Genomic DNA, 14,984 nt, shown 5'->3' with positions numbered 1-14,984 from the left:
CGTGTCGTCACCGGAACGTTCTCCGACCGGCACCGACGCGCTTTCCGGACCGGACGCACAGACCTACCTGCAGGGTGGGTCGTACTCCAGATTGGGCAACATCCTCGCCCACATCTCTTCCGTCAGCATGGTGCCGGACGTTCGGCAGATCCGATCGGCCACGCCCGGGTCGTCCATCGTCCAGGTCTGCAATACCCCGTCCTGCCCGACGGCGGAGAGCACGGCACCTGTCGGATCGAACGCCACGGTCACGCCGGCACGCGGGACGCGGCTGACCGGACCGATGCTCTGCACATTCGCGGGGTCGCTGAAATCCCACAATTCGATCGACCCGTCCGACCCTGCAACTGCCAGCGTCGAATCGTCCCGACCGAACGAGAGGGACCGCACCGCTCCGCCCTCCGGTGTGAACGGTCGTCCCAGAGGTTCCGGATGCAACGGATCGGAGACGTCCCACACCCGGACGACGTCGTTGCTCGCACTCACCAGCACTCGATCGTCGGAGCTCAGCGCAATGGTCGACGCATCACCCGAATGACCGTGCAGCAGCACCGGTATGGCAGTCGGATTCGATCCGTCCGCAGAGAGTGTCCAGCCGCGTACGGTGTCGTCTGCGGACGCCACCCACACAGTGCGCCCGTCGCTGGAGAAGACAGCGTCGGTGATGAATCCGTCGAAACCGCTCAGCGGCAATCCGATCGGACGTGGCATCGCCGGGTCGCGTACGTCCCACAACCGAGCGGACTTGTCGTCCGACGGGGCCAACAGCACCTGCCCCGCAGGATCGAATGCCAACTCGCTGGTGAACCGAGCCTCGGTGGGGATCTCGGCTCGCGCGATCGGGTCTGCCGGGTCGCGTACGTCCCACAAGCGCACCGGTCCACCGACTGTCGACGCAGCAGCCAACAGCTCGCCGTCCGGGGTGAGTTCGACGCTTTGGCCGTCGTCCTGACCGGCCGATACCGGAATCGAGGTGGTTTGCGCCACTGCGCCTTCGGGCGTTCTCTGCCACAGCGCGACGGTTCCGTCGTAGGAACCGGTGGCGAACGCGGAGCGTGCGGACGCGAAGGACAGTGCGCGCGCCGGCCCGCGGTGAATCTGCTGCACCGCGTCAGGGGTCTGCCAGATCCGGACGGTGCCGTCGTCTCCCGCGGTGACAACCGATCTACCGTCGGGTGCGAGCGCGGTGGTCAGCAGGCCGCCCCCGTTGCCGGTCAGCGGGGCACCGAGTCGCACCGGCCGGGCCGGGTCCATCAAGCTCCACACTTGCGCAGTGCCGTCCTTGCCGGCCGTCACCATCGTCTTCCCGTCGGAGCCGAAGTCGACCGACCACGAGGCCGCGGACTGGGCAGGCAGCGGTGGCCCGAGCGGTGTCGGGGCGTCCGCGTCGGCCACATTCCACAGCCGGGTCGTACCGTCGTCGCTGGCCACAGCCAGCAGTGACCCCACCCGCGCGAACGCCACCGAATGCGTGACACTCGCGAAGCCGGTGAGCGCTACCGGGCGCGGCGTCACCCGGGACACGTCGGTCGTGTTCCACAGTCGTACGGTGTTGTCGTCACCGCCGGACGCCAACGTTCGTCCATCGGGCGAAAATTGCACCGTGCGAACAGCTCCGGCATGCCCTCGCAGGGGCCCACCTATCGGGCGTGGGACATCGGGATCGGCCACGTCCCACAACCGAACGGTCGAGTCCTCGTGGGCCACTGCGAGAGTCTTCCCGTCCGGCGCGAATGCAACCTGATACGCAGGCCCGGCGTCATCGTCGAGGACCATCGAATGCCGCACCGGATGCTCCCTGTCGGCAACGTCCCACAACTCGACGGTCCCGTCTCCGCTGGCCGTCGCGAGCACGGTACCGTTCGGAGCGAAGACCGCAGACGTAGCGAAGTCCGTGTGGCCTTCCAACGGAACCCCCAGGGGGCGTGGCGAATCCGGTTCGCGGACATCCCACAACCGCACCGTGCCGTCGGCTCCGGCCGAGGCGACGGTCGAGGCGTCGGGGCTGTAGGAAACCCCGTACACAGCACCCACGTGCCCGGTCATGGCCGCGGCGAGTGGCGAGAGTTCGGTACCGATCAAACGGCTACGCAGGCGCGGATCGTCAGGTCTCGATCGTTGTGCCACGAGCAGCAACTGGGCCGACAGTGACGGGTCCGATTCGAGAAGTCGGTCGGATTTGGCCAACACCTCGTCGAACACCGCGTCGTCGCGCTGGGTGGCCACCGAGTCGCTTTCCACGACCGCCGCCGCGGTACTGACGGTGGCCAGGACCGCGAGAACGGCCAGGGCCGCGACACCTGCGCGGATCACCGAACGCGTCAGGGTAGCGCGCGCCGACGCGGCGTCGATGAATTCGGCCGCAACAGGCGGAACGTCCGCGGCGTCGCCGGACCACAATTGGGCAGCAGCCAATCGAGTCCCTCGATACAGAAACTCGTGCGCGCGGTCGTGCTGCAACCAGGCCTCGGCGTCGTCCTCCACTCGCTGCCGCTGCGAGGCGTTGTCTCGATCCTGCTCGATCCACCGCGCCAACCTGGGCCACGCCCGGAGCACAGCGTCGTGCGCAAACGATACGTATTCTGCGTCGATCGTCACCAACCGTGCTGCGGCAAGGACTTCGAGGACATCTTCGATCGGTGCGGAATTCTCGAACCCCGCCAAAAGCTCTGCTCGAGTACGCCGTCGGCAACTGTCGTCGGTATCGGTACCGAACGCCACCAACCGCATGCACAGTGTTTTGCTCGCGCGCTGCTGGGCGTCGGTCAACTGCCGCCACGCCGCCTCCCCGGCCTCGGCCACGGATCCAGCCGCTCCGCCGACGGCTCGATAGGCAGCTGCTGTCAGCTTGCCGTTCTGACGCCTGCTCCACGTCGCGCGCAGCGCATGCGACAGGAGCGGGAGTCGACCGGCGCGACGATCTCCGGAGGAGAGTAAGGCCGTCGACGCAGACGAACCCGCAGACCGCGATCCGAATTCGGCGATGATCGTGTCGACGAGCGCCGGTTCGACTTTGAGACCCTCCGTTTTTGCCGGCTCCACCACGGCCTCACGAAGTTCCGCGTCGGTCATCGGACCGAGCACCATCGAATGATGCTCCAGCGCAACCCCGATTCCCGGAAATTCCAGGCACCGAGAGTAGAAGTCTGCCCTCAAACCCACGACCACCGGGACGTGTTCGGCCAGCGCAACGAGTTCGGCGACGTAGGCGGATCGTGCGTCGACGTCGGTCCGATCGGTGAACAGTTCCTCGAACTGATCGACGACGAGCATCGCGTCGGCGTCCACGTCGGCTGGAACGATCCCGGCACGAGGAGTCCGGACGTCCACGTCGGACACACCATCGATACGTCCGTCCCGAACTGCGTTCACCAAGCCGGCGCGAAGCAGGGAGGACTTGCCCGCGCCGGACATGCCGACCAGGACGAGCACGGACCCGTCGCGTCGGGCCTCCGAGATCCGGTCGAGCAGCGTTGTCGTGCTGCGTGATCGGCCGAAGTACAGTGCGCTCTGAGATTCGGTGAAAGCCGCCAACCCCGGATACGGGCACTCACCCGAGTACGCGGGCACAGCGGTATCCGTCCGACTTTTCTGCGACTGTGTCCACCACAGCGACCACACCGACAGGTCGTACAGTCCGTCTGTGGGCGGTTCCGGCGTACGTTTCCGCGCTTCGGCGACCAGCACCTGCAGAACCGGCAGTACCGACTCGAATTTGGCCGGCACCGACCGACCCCGTCGCCAATCGCTGATGCGCTGAGCGGACACCGCGGCCCCGGTGGGTGCTCGCCTGCGCTGCAGCGACGTGGCGGTGGATGCAACCTTCTTCAGGGGTGGATCGCCGGCGAGCACGTACAGCCGCGCCAGCGCTTCACCGAATACTTCCCTCGAGTCGGTCTCCCCCACCGATTCCCCCTACCGTCCGAGTGCTGGTCATCCCATGAGCCTCGGTAGATAGTAAGCAAAAGAATCAAGTCGCGGTGACTGTGAAGTGGTCACGAACCGATTTGCGATTAAGCAGAACGAACACCATGAACATGACGACGACCTGAACGGCCTGGATGACATGGACCCACAGCGGATAGCTCGTGGTGAGCAGGTAGCAGTACGCCACCACCGTGATCACACTGATGACCAGGAGCGACCGGTACTTGGACTTGTTCTGCGTTCCCAGCCATCTGATCAACCGCGCGTAGTTGGCGAATATGGCCAGTACCGTGACGATTCGGACGCAGTCGGCAACGTAGAAGGCTTCCTTCGTGTACGGCGGTAGTGCCCCATCCGGGTCGTAGCCCGATCTGCGGAGCTGGAATTCGACGATGATCCGCACGAACACCAGGGAAAGAACCGAACTCAGAACGGCCAGCGACATCGCCACGATCAACAATCGCCCCACCGGGCGCACCGCTCCGTCCGCTTGCCAACCGTCCTGGTACAGACGGACGAAGAATTCACGCACTGATAGCCCTTTCGTCGGATGCCCGTCGAATACCGGTTCCCTTCGGTTCCCCGACCGGAATGTTCCTCGACACCACCAGAGGCTTCAGCTCACGCTCTCCGTTGCGATCAGGCGTGGACTGCAGAAGCATGAATTGAACACTGGCAGTGCTGCCGCCGATCTCGGCGTGCAGGCGAACGTGGTCTTCGAGCATGCGGTACGGAGGACTGTTCTCGATCGAACCGAGCCCACCACCGGATTTCATCGACAAACTCATCACCGCCTGAATCAGATCGAACAACGCTTTGGGGCCCCGGCTGCCCGGATTCCACAGTAACGCCCACGGCGGACGATGATGTGCCAGTGGCAATTCCGACCATTCGGACACGCTGCCGTCCACATCGAAACTCCTGACCAGCAAGTGCGAATCCGAGATGCCGGGATTGGGGCCGAAGAATCTCCAGTTCGGCACGGTCAGACCGACTTTGGACCACGCCAGCTGGTAGTTGAACTTCTGATCGGGCAGGTTGTGCAGGGTTGTGGCGACACCCCAGACCGTCACCAGTGCCCCGACACCGATCTCAGCCGATCCCCACAACGCGTCCTGCTTGGAGCGACGACCGTTCGGCGACAGTAAGGACATGTTCTGCTACCTCTCGTGCTCGTGATCGAAAACCGATGACCGACAGATGATTGGAGTGCGGGACGACGGTCAGGCTCGTCGCGTTCACTCGGTCTGCCAGCGCTCGCTGCGCGGCAGCATGCCCCTCCGCACCCTCGATGCCACTGTCCGCCGCAACGACCGACACCGGGACACCGAGCGGAGCGAACTCGGGAGCGGCAACGAACCGGAGAAACTCTCGACGGGCCTGGAGCTGGGTGGCCACGCACGACGAAAATGCCAGGTGCGCTTCGTGGATGGACCTCGGATAGTCCATGTCGTCCTCGAATGCTCGCGATCGCCTCGTATTGTCGAACAGACTGGACAGGATCTCCAGTTCGAGTGACTGGGTCACCTTGCCCAGCCGCTCGGGAATGCACGCCATGTCGCGAAAGAGAACCGGATCGGTGCCGTCGACGAGGACGATGTGGTCGGGCCGACGATCCGCGGGCTCGAGCCGGGCCAAGACGTCGTGAATGGCCAGCGACCCGATCGAATGACCAACGTAGACAACGGTTCTCGCTTCCGGAAATTCGGTCGCAGCGTATCGATATCCGGCCAGGACATCGATACCACGACTGCTTTCACCGTATCCCGCGCGGTTGTATCGGACGCAGTTGAGAGTGGGGAGGTTCTCCACCACCCACTGCCACGTCTCGATGGGGGTGCCCAGACCGTTCTCGAACACGACCAGGGGGCTCGACCTGTCTGCGTCTCGACCGCGAACCACGTTCGCTTCCAGTCGCCCCGTCGGCGTCTCGACCGAGACATAGCCCGGGATCGAGGGCCGGAACGACGTGGATTTCCTCGCGGTCCGCACACCCGAAGCAATCCCCATCACGCCGAGCACTCCGAGGCTGGGCAGAATCGCTCCTCGCCGAAGTTGCCCGAACACGCTCTTACGCAGCACGTGCCACCTCCCCGATTCGGGCCGCGATGGATGTCGCAGCCGCACCGCCTTCGAGGACGTAAGACGCAGCCGGATGCGTCGCACCGAATGCCCACACGAAACGCGGCAGACCCATGAAGTGGCCGATAGCCAGATGAAAGAGCCCTGCAACGGGAAGGACGCGGTGAACCTGCGCCGACTTGGGCATCAAGTACAGCAGCGGATACAACGTCTCGCCGAGGATCGTGCCCCAGCACACGAGCAGCGACGACGCCGGGATCTTGTCCAACAGTGCCGCAGCCCGCGGATGGCCGTACGCCTCGGTGCGCATCACCGACACGAACGCGCGACCCGAGCGCCAGTCGTCCGAGACCAACTTGATGGCTCCGGAGGCGAAGTAGGACACCGCGAGTTGTGTGTTGATGGCGCGTAGTGCGAAATCGGCGGCGACTTCGCGGTCCCGAAATGCCGAGGACAACGCGACGACAGTCGCCATGATGTCCTGCATCTGATCGGAGCCGTCACGGCCGAAGTTGGTGCGGTAACGCTCGAGCCCGAACACCACGGCCGAGACAGTCGAGGTGGCAACGGTGAGTCGACGGGTGTGCGGCAGTAGCAGCGTCACGATGCCGGCAGCAGCTTTCACCGTGTCGCAGCCGACGACGAATCGGTAGTCCTCCAACAACGCGGTCAGACGTGGGTGCTTCCGCGCGAACCTGGGGTACGCATGGCGAATCTGTGGGCTCAGCAGCTCGCCGGGCCGATAGAGGTCACGGCGTGCCAGACCTTCGGCGGCGGACACGCACTGGCCGAAAGCGGCAATGCGACGGGATCTCGCAAGATACTCGGAGGGAAGTCTCATGAAAGTGCGTCCTCTTGGGTCGGGAATCGGCACGGAAGCTCGGGACACCGGCCCGAGCGTCACGTGGACGCTCGGACCGCGTCCGGTTGCGTCTGGGGTCAGCCGCGGTGTGCGTTTGTAGCGTTGACGACTGCGGTGGTCGCGTTCAGCGTCGCGGTGAGCAAGGCGAGATCCTCGGGCGTCGTCACCACCGTGACCGGAGTGGTGAGCACCGGAATTTCTCCCTTGGTATCGACACCGGTGACGACGTCGGTGAAATGCTGGTTGGCAGCTGCGGCAACGTCACGATTCGCGATCTTGATGGTCTGCATTCTCGTTCTCCTCATGTGATTGCTTCGTTGTCGGACAGGTACTGCATGTGGTGCGCCACCAGAATCCATAACGGGCCGATCGGTTCGCAATGGCGCGCGCGGACCGTCGGCGCAACGCCGCAGCACCAGCCCGGTTCGAGGGTTTCCGGACCGGATCCGGCACCGAAATTCCTCTCCGCCATCCGCCGAGGCGCGGCCCGCTGCCGTCCGGTCCGGAAACCTCGCCGACCGCCCCGACCAGGCGCTACAGCATGGGGACGGTGCATCGGGCAGCGGATGTCGGCAGACTGGATGAACAAGAGCAGGCGCTCTCGAAGAATCAGCGGCATCGGCGAAAGGACGATCATGGATCGGAAGAAAGTGGAATACATCAAGGCCGCAATACTCGTGATTGTCGCGGCCATTTTCGCTTGGGGATTCGGCAGCACACAGACGGCGTACTTCGGACTCTTCGCGGTGCTGTGCGGAGTGCTGGCCGTCTTCGTCCTGTGGCGAGCCCCGAAGCTCGCTGCCCACGAATGACGCCACCGGATGACCGACGCGGTCGTTGTCGGTAGCGGACCCAATGGCCTCGCCGCCGCCGTGACTCTGGCCGCCGCCGGAGTCACAGTGCGGGTGCTCGAGGCCGCTACCGTCCCCGGCGGTGGCGTTCGCAGCGCGGAACTGACGCTGCAGGGGTTGCTGCACGACGAATGCTCGGCCTTCCACCCGCTCGCGCGTGACACGCCGTTCTCCCGTCGCGTGGATCTCACTCGATACGGGTTGCGGTGGCTCACCCCCGACCTGTCGTATTCGCACCCACTCGACGGCGGCCGAGGCGCAGCTGCGTGGCGATCGCTCGAGCGCACTGCGGAGGGGCTCGGGGGTGACGGTCGCCGGTGGCGATCGGTATTCGGTGGTACGACCCGCCGTCTCCCGCAGATCACCGAGGACATCCTCATCCCCGCTGTGCATGTGCCTCGCCATCCCCTCGACCTCGCGCGGTTCGGAGCTGCGGCCGGCTTACCGGCGCATGTGTTGGCCAAGGTCTGGCGAGACGAGCCGGCCCGGGCACTCTTCGCCGGAGTCGCTGCGCACGCTTTTCGCCCGTTCGGAGCCCTCGCGTCCTCGGCGATCGGCCTCACCCTCGGTGCGGCCGCACACCGATACGGCTGGCCCGTCGCCTGCGGCGGTTCCCAGGCGATCGCGCACGCAATGATCGCAGCGTTGACGGACTTGGGCGGGACGGTGGAAACCGGGATCCACGTGAGTTCCCTCGACATGCTCGGTGACCCCGACGTCGTCCTACTCGACGTCGCGCCTGCCGCAGCTGCGGCCATCACCGAATCCCGAGTGCCGGACCGAGTGGCTCGCGCCCTCCGCCGGTACCGCCACGGCCCCGGTGTGTTCAAGATCGACTACGCCGTCGACGGAGGAATACCGTGGCAGCACGAGGACTCGCGTTCGGCCGGGACCGTGCATGTCGGCGGCAGTCTGGAAGAGATCGCCCATTCCGAAGCCGAGATCACCCGGGGCAGGATGCCGCTGCACCCTTTCGTGCTGGTGGGCCAACAATCTGTGGTGGATCCGTCGCGCTCGTTCGGGGACGTCCACCCCGTGTACACGTACGCCCACGTACCCGCCGGGTACAGCGGCGATGCGACGGCTGCCGTCGAGTCCCGGATCGAACGGTTCGCACCGGGCTTCCGCGATCGAATTCTGATGCGCCACACCAGGTCGACCTCAGCCATGGCGATGCACAACGTCAACTACGTAAGCGGCGACATCGTCACCGGCGCGAACACCGCCCGCCAACTTCTGTTGCGACCGCGTCCAGCAATCGATCCCTATTCGCTCGGAGCTCCGGGGCTGTACTTGTGCTCGGCCGCAACACCTCCCGGGGCAGGCGCGCACGGAATGTGCGGATACAACGCCGCCAAATCGGCATTGAAATACCTCCACCGATGATGCGATTCAACTGCGAAGAATTTTCTCCACTGCCTTGCCCTTGGCGAGCTCGTCGATCAACTTGTCCAGTAGACGGATCTTCTTCATCAGTGGGTCCTCGACCTCCTCGACGCGAATGCCGCAAACGACTCCGGTGATCAGAGATGCGTTCGGATTCAGATTCGCCGCCGCAAAGAAGTCCTCGAACGTCGAGTCGACCTCGAGATGGTGTTCGAGGGTCGCCTGGTCGAATCCGGTGAGCCACCCAACGATCTCGTCGACCTCGGCCTTCGTTCGCTTCTTACGTTCGGCCTTCGCAACGTAGTGCGGATAGACAGAGCTGAATGCGGTCGTGAATATCCTGTGCACGCCAGTCAATCTAGACCCGTGAATGTGACATTGCACCGCCGAGACGTGTGCAGTGGTCCATTCACGCGAACTGGGGGGCGCACGAAAGAGCCCGCCACCGAAATCGGTGGCGGGCTCTTTCGGAAGCGAGTCCTACTTGACGGACAGCGATTCCAGGATTTCGCGCGCGAGGGCAGCGGTCTCGGACGGCGTCTTGCCGACCTTGACGCCTGCGGCCTCGAGTGCGTCCTTCTTCGCCTGCGCCGTTCCCAGCGAGCCGGAGACGATGGCGCCGGCGTGGCCCATGGTCTTGCCCTCGGGAGCGGTGAAGCCTGCGACGTAGCCGACGACCGGCTTGGTCACGTTGGCCTTGATGTAGTCGGCTGCACGCTCTTCGGCGTCGCCGCCGATCTCACCGATCATGACGATGATCTTGGTCTCGGGGTCCGCCTCGAACGCCTCGATGGCGTCGATGTGGGTGGTTCCGATGACGGGGTCGCCGCCGATGCCGATGGCCGTCGAGAATCCGAAGTCGCGGAGCTCGAACATCATCTGGTAGGTCAGGGTGCCACTCTTGGAGACCAGGCCGATGGGGCCGGTTCCCGAGATGTTGGCGGGCGTGATGCCGACCAATGCCTCACCGGGAGTGATGATTCCGGGGCAGTTCGGCCCGATGATGCGGGTCTTCTTGCCCTTCTCCACGTTGTAGGCCCACGCGTATGCGGAGTCCTGCACGGGGATGCCCTCGGTGATGACGACGAGCAGCGGGATCTCCGCGTCGATCGCTTCGACGATGGCGTCCTTGGAGAATGCCGGCGGCACGAACGCGATGGACACGTCGGCTCCGGTCTTCTCCATTGCCTCGGAAACCGAAGCGAACACCGGCAATTCGATGTCGTTGCCCTGTGCGTCGACGTGCTTGACCGTGGTTCCGGCCTTGCGTGCGTTGACGCCACCGACGACCTGGGTGCCGGCCTTGAGCATCAGGGCGGTGTGCTTGGTGCCTTCGCCGCCGGTGATGCCCTGGACGATGACCTTGTTGTCCTTGTTCAGAAAGATAGACATTGTTTCCTCTACTTCGCTGCCAGCTCGGCGGCCTTGTCGGCGCCCTCGTCCATGGTTCCGGCGAGCGTCACCAGCGGGTGCGCGGCGTCGGCGAGAATCTTGCGGCCCTCTTCGACCTTGTTGCCGTCGAGACGGACGACCAGCGGCTTGTTGGCGTCGTCGCCCAGCTTCTTCAGCGCGCCGACGATGCCGTTGGCGACTGCGTCACACGCGGTGATGCCACCGAAGACGTTGACGAACACGCTCTTGACCTGCTCGTCACCGAGGATGACGTCGAGGCCTGCGGCCATGACCTCGGCCGAAGCGCCGCCGCCGATGTCGAGGAAGTTGGCCGGCTTGACGCCGCCGTGTGCCTCGCCTGCGTATGCGACGACGTCGAGGGTCGACATGACCAGTCCGGCACCGTTTCCGATGATGCCGACCTGTCCGTCGAGCTTGACGTAGTTGAGGTCGTTCTCCTTGGCCTTGGCCTCGAGGGGATCGGCTGCGTCCTTGTCCTCGAACTCGGCGTGGCCGGCCTGGCGGAAGTCGGCGTTGGCGTCGAGCGTGACCTTGCCGTCGAGGGCGAGGATCTGATCGTCGGGGGTGCGAACCAGCGGGTTGACCTCGACCAGGAGAGCGTCTTCGTTGATGAAGACCTCCCACAGCTTCTGGATGGTCACCGCAGCGGCGTCGAGCACCTCGGCGGGCAGCTTGCCCTTCTCGGCGATCTCACGTGCGAACGCGAGGTCGACGCCCTTGACTGCGTCGACGGGGATACGTGCGAGTGCGTCGGGGTTCTCCTCCGCCGTCACCTCGATCTCGACTCCACCTTCGACCGAACACATCGCGAGGTAGGTGCGGTTGGTGCGATCGAGCAGGAAGGAGATGTAGTACTCCTCGGCGATGTCGGAGGCTTCTGCGACGAGAAGCTTCTTGACGACATGGCCCTTGATGTCGAGTCCGAGAATCGCTTCTGCGTTCTCGGTTGCTGCTGCGACGTCCTTGGAGTACTTGACGCCGCCGGCCTTGCCGCGGCCGCCGACCTTGACCTGCGCCTTGACCATTACTGGCTTGCCGATTTCTTCGGCAATCTGTGTTGCTCCGGCGACCGTGTCGGTGACACGACCGGCGGAGGTGGGTACGCCATGCTTGGCGAACAATTCCTTCGCCTGGTATTCGAAGAGATCCATCAGCTCACCGTCTCGTCTACGTTGACGCCCGCTCCAGGGGTGTGAGCGGGTCTGAGCATGGACTTTATCCAGGTGCCCCGACAGCGCATCGGGCGCATGGATGCTATGTGGTCTATCTCACCGCTGCGGTCGCAGTGAAACCGGCGTCACCGATCGGTGCGACGAGCCGAAAGTGCCGCCGCGACACCGAGAACGACGATTCCGGCAATCGATGGCACGACACCGGGGCCCATCTCCGGGTCGGCTGCGCGAGCGGACGTCAGTGGCCACGACGCGAGATGAACGATGCCCGCGACGGCCGCACCGACGAGCAGAACGCTGCCGCGCGCGGGGCGGGCTCGGGCGGCGACGACAGCGGCGACGACGACGCCGACGGCGAGCAGCAGCTGTCCCCAGGTGTCCCAACCCCACGGGAACTCGGTGATGGTCGCCGCGGTCAGATCGCTGCCTCGATACAGGGGCAGGGCCAACCCGACAGCCAGCAGAAGGGCCCCCACGAGCGCAGTTCCCAGCACCGGGAAGTGCGTGGCCGCATCCTCGGACGTGTCGACGTCGTCACGCTCGGCCGATCCGGCGAACAGTGCCAGCAGTCCGGTGACGGCCGCGACGACGACTCCCGCGATGATCAGCAGGGCACCCGTCCCGGTATCGACGCCCGCAAGATCCTCGGCCAGAACCACCGACTGCAACACGGCCGCCGCGGCCGAGACCGCAGCGAGCCAGAAGACGGACAAGAACGGACGTGCGGCGGCGGAGAACTCGGAGAACAGCAGCGGCACCGATGCCAGAATCGAGACGAAACCCGCTACGAGCACCACGCGGGTCGCCAGGATCGTGGGCGCAGCAGTCGCGGCGTCGGTCTCGAGAATCGGCAACAGAGACCCCACCACCAGCAGTACGCCGGCAAGCACGCCCGCACTGCCTGCTGCCACATGCCACCTCGTGGTGCCGGGCCCGGAGACCCCGCGCGGACCCCGGCCGCCCTCGGCGACGGATCGAGCAGACGCCAGAGCGCGGCGATCACGACCGGAGGCAATCGGTGCCAACACAGCGCCCCCGACGGTCAACCCGAGCCCGGCAACGGTGCCGAGGTACGCCCCGAGCCCGGCCTCGATCCGAGCACCGGTACCCACTCCGGCGAGCAGACCGACACCCGCGAACGAGAGGACCCCGAGACCTGCACCGACGGCGGCACCGGACGCGACCAGCGGCGAGAGCGAGGCCAGAGCCGAGGCCGTGACCACGAGTGCGCCGATCCCGACCACCGCGGACCCCACCGCCACGAACACCGGCGACTCCACCACCGCCGAGACGATCACCACCGGATCGGCCGACCGGTACAGCGACGCGAACGCCGCTGCAGCGGCCAGAACACCGAGCACCCCGAGCAGCATCGACAACATCGGACCCACTCGGCCCGCCGTCGCCCGCCCCACGTGCTCCGAATAGACCGAATGTCCGTACCCGTCACCGAGCGCTGCGCGATGCACTGCCGACCACCCCGCCGCACCCGCCAGAACCGACGCAGCGTGACCGGCGAGCAGAACATGAGAGCCGAGGGTGGCGTCGAGCATCGCGGCGCTCAGGGGACGGAAGAGCTCGAGCCGGTTCGCGTCGATCGGATCGGACAACACAGCGAGATCGAGGATTGCGATTCCGAGCGTCACCGCGCCGAAGCCCGCGAGGAGCGCGGCACCGAATTCGATGCGTCGCATCGCAGCGCTGGCGGCCGCCGCAACCGCCACCACGACCGGGAGCGCAACGGCCAGCACAGCGGCCGACGAGACACCGTCGCCCACCGGCGAACCGTCGACGGCTCGGACGACGCCGATCAGCGGAGCTGCAGCGGCACACAGTGCGGCAACGACAGCGAGCACGACGGCGACGACGATGCGCGACGTGGGCGAATGATCTTCCACTCCGCCGCGGGCATCCTGCGGCGCTATACGTTGCGGTTCGGCTCGGTCGGAGCCGTGGGCGGACGAGTCGTCGAAGGTGGGGGTCGGCACTCGTAGGACGGTATCGGCTCGGTCGCGCCCCGAGCCGTCGGTCACGGTGCGTGCCGCGTTCGTGTCCGATTACGGATGTGGCGTCTCACCACATAAACCCTGGTCACTCTGTGAGCCATCTCACATATCACGCTGGTTTCGGCTGTTAACTTGCGCGGCCCGCAACCATTTCGTTACCGTCTGCCGAGTCTTTCAGTAACGGCCAGGTCACAGATATCGGAGGTTGTAGGTCTTGCAGCAGCACCGCGCGTCCTTTACTTCCAGCCGATTCTCTCGCCCGACGGCGGACGACGCGACCACGGTGTACAGCTACGAGCCCACCACCGAGCCGAGTGCGTACGAGGCCTATTCCTACCCCACGTACGAGTACGTCGAAGCCGATTTCGCCGGTGCAGTAGCAGCCGACGAGACACCGACCGTCGTCACGAAGATCGCCACCACCGCAGACGCCGCACCCGTGGCCCGTCGCGGCGGAGCACACCGAATCCCCGTTCCCCCGACTGCACTCAAGGGCCGTGCCGCCGTGCTGGCCGTGGCCGCCGGTGCCGTTGTTGCAGCAGGTCAAGCCGTCATCGACGACGATGCACCCACCGCAGTCGCCACCTCCGAGTACGCACTGGCCGCAGGCGAAGCACCGGCCGCCGCAGCACTCGCAGCCACCACCGCACCGCAGGCCGACGAGCCGGTAGCCGACGTTTCGAGCGCAACCCCCTCGCAGGCACCGCAGATCCTCAGCGTCGCCGCACCGGTCGACCTCAGCCAGTTCAACGACCTGCTCGCCAAGGGCCAGCGTTTCAGCGAAGAGCGGGCCGCACGCGAGGCCGCTGCCCGTCGCCCGCTGTTCTCCCTCCCGGCTCAGGGCACGTACACCTCCAACTTCGGCACTCGATGGGGCGTCCTGCATGCCGGCGTCGACGTCGCCAATGCCATCGGAACCCCCATCTACGCCGTCGCCGACGGCAAGGTGATCGACTCCGGTCCCGCATCGGGCTTCGGAATGTGGGTTCGCCTCCAGCACGCCGACGGCACGATCACGGTCTACGGCCACATCGACAGCTCGCTCGTCACCGTGGGCCAGGACGTCATGGCCGGCGACCAGATCGCACGTATGGGCAACCGCGGCTTCTCCACCGGCCCGCACCTGCACTTCGAGGTTCATCTCCCGGGTGAGGTCAAGATCGATCCCCTCCCCTGGCTCGCGTCCCGAGGAATCTCCCTCGGACCCGAAATGGACTGAGTCCTTCTCCACCGCTTCACAACAAAGCCGGACCCCGCTTTCGCAGGGCCCGGCTTTGGCGTTGTC

13 protein-coding genes are annotated in these 14,984 nt (G+C 65.5%); 3 read left to right on the top strand and 10 right to left on the bottom strand.

Annotated elements, in window-relative coordinates; all coding sequences use genetic code 11:
- Window positions 1-63 precede the first annotated feature (63 nt).
- From QM588_RS09205 to QM588_RS09180, 6 genes are all read right to left on the bottom strand, one after another.
- Window positions 64-3,906: an nSTAND1 domain-containing NTPase gene (locus QM588_RS09205; protein ID WP_283312731.1), complete on the bottom strand. Its 3,843-nt coding sequence runs from the start codon at window positions 3,904-3,906 to the stop codon at window positions 64-66.
- 64 nt (window positions 3,907-3,970) lie between these two features.
- On the bottom strand, window positions 3,971-4,459 hold the full coding sequence (locus tag QM588_RS09200) for a hypothetical protein (RefSeq protein ID WP_135046531.1): 489 nt from the start codon (window positions 4,457-4,459) through the stop codon (window positions 3,971-3,973).
- Window positions 4,452-5,081 (bottom strand): hypothetical protein, encoded by a 630-nt coding sequence (locus tag QM588_RS09195; RefSeq protein ID WP_283312729.1) that lies wholly within the window; start codon window positions 5,079-5,081, stop codon window positions 4,452-4,454. The genes QM588_RS09200 and QM588_RS09195 overlap by 8 nt, the downstream gene beginning before the upstream one ends.
- Window positions 5,020-6,009, bottom strand: a complete 990-nt coding sequence (locus QM588_RS09190; protein WP_283312728.1) for an alpha/beta fold hydrolase — start codon at window positions 6,007-6,009, stop codon at window positions 5,020-5,022. Before QM588_RS09190 ends, QM588_RS09195 begins: the two co-directional genes overlap by 62 nt.
- Window positions 5,999-6,850, bottom strand: coding sequence for a hypothetical protein (locus QM588_RS09185; RefSeq protein ID WP_283312726.1), 852 nt, complete (start codon window positions 6,848-6,850; stop codon window positions 5,999-6,001). Before QM588_RS09185 ends, QM588_RS09190 begins: the two co-directional genes overlap by 11 nt.
- 98 nt (window positions 6,851-6,948) lie before the next feature.
- The gene (locus QM588_RS09180; RefSeq protein ID WP_135046535.1) at window positions 6,949-7,161 is read right to left on the bottom strand and encodes a hypothetical protein; all 213 of its coding nucleotides are present in this window, start codon (window positions 7,159-7,161) and stop codon (window positions 6,949-6,951) included.
- A 345-nt stretch (window positions 7,162-7,506) separates the two neighbouring features.
- Here QM588_RS09180 and QM588_RS09175 point away from each other — a divergent pair, with 345 nt between their 5' ends.
- Window positions 7,507-7,683 carry a hypothetical protein gene (locus tag QM588_RS09175; RefSeq protein ID WP_167735525.1) on the top strand — a complete coding sequence of 59 codons (177 nt, stop codon included), beginning with the start codon at window positions 7,507-7,509 and terminating at the stop codon, window positions 7,681-7,683.
- A 9-nt stretch (window positions 7,684-7,692) separates the two neighbouring features.
- On the top strand, window positions 7,693-9,108 hold the full coding sequence (locus QM588_RS09170) for a phytoene desaturase family protein (RefSeq protein ID WP_283312724.1): 1,416 nt from the start codon (window positions 7,693-7,695) through the stop codon (window positions 9,106-9,108).
- A gap of 6 nt (window positions 9,109-9,114) precedes the next feature.
- Here QM588_RS09170 and QM588_RS09165 read toward each other — a convergent pair whose 3' ends face one another.
- The 4 genes from QM588_RS09165 to QM588_RS09150 all read right to left on the bottom strand — a co-directional run bounded on the left by QM588_RS09165 (window position 9,115) and on the right by QM588_RS09150 (window position 13,681).
- A complete protein-coding gene (locus QM588_RS09165) occupies window positions 9,115-9,456 on the bottom strand; it encodes a DUF2200 domain-containing protein (protein ID WP_283312723.1) in 342 nt (113 codons plus the stop codon).
- A gap of 132 nt (window positions 9,457-9,588) precedes the next feature.
- Complete coding sequence (gene sucD, locus QM588_RS09160; RefSeq protein ID WP_032371251.1) at window positions 9,589-10,500, bottom strand: succinate--CoA ligase subunit alpha; 912 nt, start codon at window positions 10,498-10,500, stop codon at window positions 9,589-9,591.
- 8 nt (window positions 10,501-10,508) lie between these two features.
- Entirely contained in the window at window positions 10,509-11,672 is a 1,164-nt protein-coding gene (gene sucC, locus QM588_RS09155) for an ADP-forming succinate--CoA ligase subunit beta (RefSeq protein ID WP_032377331.1), read from the bottom strand.
- A 146-nt stretch (window positions 11,673-11,818) separates the two neighbouring features.
- Window positions 11,819-13,681 carry a hypothetical protein gene (locus QM588_RS09150; RefSeq protein ID WP_283312722.1) on the bottom strand — a complete coding sequence of 621 codons (1,863 nt, stop codon included), beginning with the start codon at window positions 13,679-13,681 and terminating at the stop codon, window positions 11,819-11,821.
- Between the two features lie 232 nt (window positions 13,682-13,913).
- Between QM588_RS09150 and QM588_RS09145 the strand changes: the two genes are divergently transcribed.
- On the top strand, window positions 13,914-14,918 hold the full coding sequence (locus QM588_RS09145; RefSeq protein ID WP_283312721.1) for a M23 family metallopeptidase: 1,005 nt from the start codon (window positions 13,914-13,916) through the stop codon (window positions 14,916-14,918).
- The last annotated feature ends 66 nt before the right edge of the window (window positions 14,919-14,984 follow it).

The organism is Rhodococcus sp. IEGM 1354 (assembly GCF_030056855.1).
Taxonomy (GTDB): Bacteria; Actinomycetota; Actinomycetes; order Mycobacteriales; family Mycobacteriaceae; genus Rhodococcoides.
This window is presented reverse-complemented; position numbering and strand designations above follow the sequence as displayed.

Coding starts and splice junctions, on each gene's coding strand:
- QM588_RS09195 (WP_283312729.1), bottom strand. CDS start 5,081: ATGTCCTTACTGTCGCCGAACGGTCGTCGCTCCAAGCAGGACGCGTTG.
- QM588_RS09185 (WP_283312726.1), bottom strand. CDS start 6,850: ATGAGACTTCCCTCCGAGTATCTTGCGAGATCCCGTCGCATTGCCGCT.
- QM588_RS09180 (WP_135046535.1), bottom strand. CDS start 7,161: ATGCAGACCATCAAGATCGCGAATCGTGACGTTGCCGCAGCTGCCAAC.
- QM588_RS09175 (WP_167735525.1), top strand. CDS start 7,507: ATGGATCGGAAGAAAGTGGAATACATCAAGGCCGCAATACTCGTGATT.
- QM588_RS09170 (WP_283312724.1), top strand. CDS start 7,693: ATGACCGACGCGGTCGTTGTCGGTAGCGGACCCAATGGCCTCGCCGCC.
- sucD (WP_032371251.1), bottom strand. CDS start 10,500: ATGTCTATCTTTCTGAACAAGGACAACAAGGTCATCGTCCAGGGCATC.
- sucC (WP_032377331.1), bottom strand. CDS start 11,672: ATGGATCTCTTCGAATACCAGGCGAAGGAATTGTTCGCCAAGCATGGC.